The 4902-nt window shown below is 66.1% G+C and carries 4 protein-coding genes and 1 pseudogene; 3 read left to right on the forward strand and 2 right to left on the reverse strand.

Annotation, left to right across the window (positions count from 1 at the left end; all coding sequences use genetic code 11):
- Both JOZ79_RS09525 and JOZ79_RS09530 read right to left on the reverse strand, forming a co-directional pair.
- Positions 1-476 (reverse strand): FAD-dependent oxidoreductase (locus JOZ79_RS09525; protein WP_294073546.1); only part of this gene is annotated, 476 nt, incomplete at its 3' end.
- Positions 477-528: 52 nt separating this feature from the next.
- Positions 529-846: a polyhydroxyalkanoic acid system family protein gene (locus tag JOZ79_RS09530; RefSeq protein ID WP_294073548.1), complete on the reverse strand. Its 318-nt coding sequence runs from the start codon at positions 844-846 to the stop codon at positions 529-531.
- 65 nt (positions 847-911) lie between these two features.
- Here JOZ79_RS09530 and JOZ79_RS09535 point away from each other — a divergent pair, with 65 nt between their 5' ends.
- The 3 genes and pseudogenes from JOZ79_RS09535 to JOZ79_RS09545 all read left to right on the forward strand — a co-directional run.
- Positions 912-1700, forward strand: coding sequence for a D-Ala-D-Ala carboxypeptidase family metallohydrolase (locus JOZ79_RS09535; protein ID WP_294073550.1), 789 nt, complete (start codon positions 912-914; stop codon positions 1698-1700).
- Positions 1701-1767: 67 nt separating this feature from the next.
- Entirely contained in the window at positions 1768-4377 is a 2610-nt protein-coding gene (clpB, locus tag JOZ79_RS09540) for an ATP-dependent chaperone ClpB (RefSeq protein WP_294073552.1), read from the forward strand.
- Positions 4378-4464: 87 nt separating this feature from the next.
- Positions 4465-4902, forward strand: a pseudogene (locus JOZ79_RS09545) (peptidase S10); the annotation flags it as partial.

Genomic DNA, 4902 nt, shown 5'->3' on the forward strand with positions numbered 1-4902 from the left:
ATGCGGGCGCAATCGAGGGCGACATTGCCGTTGCCGACGACTGCGGCATGCGTACCGTCGAGCGGCGGATCGAGATCGGCGAAATCGGGATGACCGTTGTACCAGCCGACGAACTCGGCCGAGCCGATCACGCCGGGCAGGTCCTCGCCCGGTATCCCAAGCTTGCGGTCGTGCGGCGCTCCGGTCGCAAGGATCACTGCATCGTAGACCTCAAGCAGCTCGGACACGGAGACATCGCGGCCGACGGTCACGTTGCCCACGAAGTCGACACCGGCGCTTTCCGCAACCTTGTCGTAGCGCTTGCTGACCGCCTTCAGCGACTGATGGTCGGGGGCTACGCCGAACCGGATCAGGCCGTATGGGACGGGATAGCGATCGATGATGTCGATGCGAGCATTTCCGCCATAAGCCCGCTCAAGCGCCTCGGCGGTGTAGAAGCCGGCCGGACCGGAGCCGACGATCGCGAAATGCCGCATCCCTTGCGCTCCCTTCCCGAGAGCGCCTGCTTAGCCGTTCGGCCGGCGAGCGTCAGCCCTTGTGGTGGTCTTCGAGAAGGACGCTGCCCTTGGCCCGCAGCGCCGCCTGCAAGGGTCCCGCGAACACGCCCAGCAGGCCGGGAAGCAACATCTTCACGTGAACCTTGGTTTCCTGGACGTCCACGATCGCCTGCACGGCGTCGCCCATCGCCTGCACACGCATGTTGAGCTGGTCGCCGGTCCAGCCGGATTCGACGTGGCCGCCGCCTGGGATATGGCCGGCGAGCAGGTGAATGTTGTTGGCGATCCGCCGGCGTGCTTCGTCCTTGCCGAGGCTGTGGGGCAGGTCGACTTCGATTGGCTGTGACATAGACCTAATACAGTGGGCGGCCGTTCAATGCTTTTCAAGGCGCGATGGAGGCTTATGGTCACGCGATGGCTCTTCTTCTCGCCTTCGCCCTCGCCTCGGTCCGTGCCGCCCAGCCGGCGCCCCCGGCAACGCCTTCCCTGGCGGCGTCCTCCGCACCGGCATGGGACCCGGCCGCGCCCTATGTAACACGCGGGCAGGACGAGCCGGGCTACCGGTCCTGGTACCTCGCGGTTCCGGGCCGGGCGGCCCAGGTCAAGGCGTTCAACGATTACCTCCTCTCGGCGGACGTCAGTGGCATTCTGCCGACCTGGCAGCTACTGCGAACCGCGAGCGCCTGGCAGGAATGTGGCGGACAGCCGTTCGAAGTGCCGCCGACCGACGAATGGCCCCACATGATCCAGACGCTGCGCTATGTCCGAGACTATGTGATCCCAGCCGTCGGGCCGGTCGAGGCGGTGTCTGCCTATCGGAACCCGGTACTCAACAAATGCGCCGGCGGAGCGCCGGAAAGCGCGCACAAGCTGGATTCGGCGGTCGACCTGGTGCCGCTTCGCCCGACGACGCGGGAAGCGCTGATGCGCAGCCTGTGCGCCGCTCATTCCGAGCATGGCGCGCCGTACAATGCCGGCCTTGGCTTCTATGCGTTCCTGCGCTTCCACGTCGACAGTACCAAGTTCCGCCGCTGGAACATGGACCCGGCGGTCCTGCCCGAATGCCCGCCGCTGTTGCACCCAGAAGATGCAGCGTCGTCGGGCCAGCCCCTGCCGGTCCAGGCGATTCCGGTTCAGGTAACGCCGCCTCAGGCGCAGCCCACAGCGCCCGCGGCAACTCCGCAGGCCGGGCAGGCGCACTGACGTCAACGGCCTTGTGTTGCCGTTCTGCAACACCATATTCCCGCTGCAATAGAGGGATACGGACGCAATGGATTTCGAGAAGCTCACTGATCGCGCGCGTGGCTTCCTGCAGGCGGCACAGACGATTGCGGTTCGCGAGCATCACCAGCGGATCGCGCCGGCCCATTTGCTGAAGGCTCTGCTCGACGACGAGCAGGGGATGGCCGCAGGGCTGATCCAGGCCGCGGGCGGTGATTCGAAGGCTGCCCAGCGCGAGGCGGACGCACTGGTTGCCAAGATCCCTTCGGTGACGGGCAGCGGCGCGACGCAGGCGCCGGGGCTCGACGGCGACACGATCCGGATCGTCGACCAGGCCGAGCAGATCGCGAGCAAGGCCGGCGACAGCTACGTCACGGTCGAGCGGCTGCTGCTGGCCATGGCGCTGGCCAAGAATACGGATGTCGGCGGCGCGCTCGCCAAGGCGGGACTGACCGCGCAGAGCCTCAATGCCGCGATCGACAAGCTCCGCGGCGGTCGGACCGCCGACACGCAGGGCGCCGAGGATCGCTATGACGCGCTCAAGAAATATGCGCGCGACCTGACCGAGGCAGCGCGGGCCGGCAAGCTCGACCCGGTGATCGGGCGCGACGAGGAGATCCGCCGCACGATCCAGGTGCTTGCGCGGCGGACCAAGAACAATCCGGTGCTGATCGGCGAGCCCGGCGTCGGCAAGACGGCGATCGCCGAGGGGCTGGCGCTCCGGATCACCAACGGCGACGTGCCCGACGGGATCAAGGACAAGAAGCTGCTCGCGCTCGACATGGGCTCGCTGATCGCCGGCGCGAAATATCGCGGCGAGTTCGAGGAGCGATTGAAGGGCGTTCTCGACGAGGTGCGCCAGGCCGCCGGCGACATCATCCTGTTCATCGACGAGATGCACACGCTGGTCGGCGCCGGGAAGTCGGAAGGCGCCATGGATGCGGGCAATTTGCTGAAGCCGGCGCTGGCCCGCGGCGAGTTGCACTGCATCGGCGCGACGACGCTCGACGAGTACCGCAAACATATTGAAAAGGACGCGGCGCTGGAGCGGCGCTTTCAGCCGGTGTTCGTGGGCGAGCCGACGGTGCCCGACACGATCTCGATCCTGCGCGGGCTCAAGGAGAAGTACGAGCTTCACCACGGCGTTCGTATCACCGATGCGGCGATCGTTGCGGCGGCGACGCTCAGCAACCGCTACATCACCGACCGCTTCCTTCCCGACAAGGCAATCGACCTGATGGACGAGGCGGCGAGCCGCATCCGCATGGAGGTCGAATCCAAACCCGAGGAAATCGAGAACCTCGACCGGCGCATCATCCAGCTCAAGATCGAGCGGGAGGCGCTGAAGAAGGAGCAGGACCGCGCGTCGAAGGATCGGCTGGCCAAGCTGGAGGCAGAGCTCGCCAACCTTGAGCAGCAGTCGAGCGAGCTGACCCAGCGGTGGCAGGCGGAGAAGGACAAGATTTCCGCCGAGGCGAAATTAAAAGAGCAGCTGGACTCGGCGCGGCTGGAGCTTGAGCAGGCGCAGCGCGGCGGCGATCTCGGCAAGGCCGGCGAGCTTCAATACGGGCGCATTCCCGAGTTGGAGAAGCAACTCGCCGAAGCGCAGGCGGCGTCAAAGGGCGCGATGTTGCGTGAGGAAGTTACCGACCAGGACATCGCAGGAGTCGTCGCGCGCTGGACTGGTATTCCGGCCGAGCGGATGATGGAAGGCGAGCGCGAGAAGCTGCTGCAGATGGAAGCGACCATCGGCGCTCGAGTCATTGGGCAGGATCAGGCGGTAAAGGCCGTATCGGCGGCCGTTCGCCGCGCGCGCGCCGGGTTGCAGGACCCGAACCGGCCGCTCGGCTCGTTCCTGTTCCTCGGCCCGACCGGCGTCGGCAAGACCGAACTGACCAAGGCGCTCGCTGAATTCCTGTTCGACGATTCATCGGCGATGGTCCGCATCGACATGAGCGAGTTCATGGAGAAGCACGCGGTCGCGCGGCTGATCGGCGCGCCGCCGGGCTATGTCGGATACGAAGAAGGCGGCGTGCTCACCGAGGCAGTGCGGCGGCGGCCCTACCAGGTCGTGCTGTTCGACGAGGTGGAGAAGGCGCACGGCGACGTCTTCAACGTGCTGCTGCAGGTGCTCGACGACGGCCGCCTGACCGACGGCCAGGGCCGCACGGTCGATTTCACCAACACGATCATCATCCTGACCTCGAACCTTGGGAGCCAGTATCTCGCTGCCCTTGGAGAGGACGAACCGGTCGAGAAGGCCGAGGCGCAGGTGATGGAGGTCGTGCGCGGACACTTCCGGCCTGAGTTCCTGAACCGGCTGGACGAGATCATCCTGTTCCACAGACTGGGCGCAGCGCACATGGGGCCGATCGTCGATATCCAGGTCGCGAGGCTGCAGAAGCTGCTCGAGGATCGGAAGATCAGGCTTGACCTCACGGACGGCGCGCGAGCCTGGCTCGGGCGGGTCGGCTACGATCCCGTCTATGGCGCTCGGCCGCTGAAGCGCGCGGTGCAGAAATATCTGCAGGACCCGCTTGCCGACCGCATCCTGTCGGGCGAGGTCCGCGATGGTTCCACGGTTCGCGTGGACGAAGGCGACGGAGCGCTCATGCTCACGCCGGTGGACGCCGGGAACGCGGCCCTTGAAGACGCCTGACGGGAGCGCCCGCAGGCAGGGGATTGCCGTCCCGTAACGGTGGTCGCTAGACCGGCGGCGCTTTCACTTCCCGAGAGAGTCGCTCCGATGAAAAGATCGCTCCTGCTTGCGTCGTGCCTCGCGTTCATGGCCGCACCGTCCCTGGCGCAGGAGACGCCACGATCGTCGCAATCGCGCTCCGGCACTGTCGAAAGTGACAAGCCAAGCGCGCTTCACACTTCATCGCCGGATCGTGGTGTCCTGTTTCACCCGACGAGCGTCGCCAGTCAGGGGCTTGTCGACGTCGAAGGGCAGCGGATCGCCTATCGCGCTGTCGCCGGCAACATCGTCGTTCATCCCCAGGGCTGGGACGACGCGGCATGGCGCGAGCAACAGCTGACCAAGGAGAACGGGGATAAATCGACCGGGGACGCGGACGGCGACAAGAACCCGGATGCCGAGGCATCGATCTTCTATGTCGCCTATTTCAAGAATGGCGTGCCGTCGGCAGATCGGCCGATCACCTTCCTTTACAACGGCGGTCCC

Source organism: Sphingomonas sp. (assembly GCF_019242355.1).
Taxonomy (GTDB): Bacteria; Pseudomonadota; Alphaproteobacteria; order Sphingomonadales; family Sphingomonadaceae; genus Sphingomicrobium.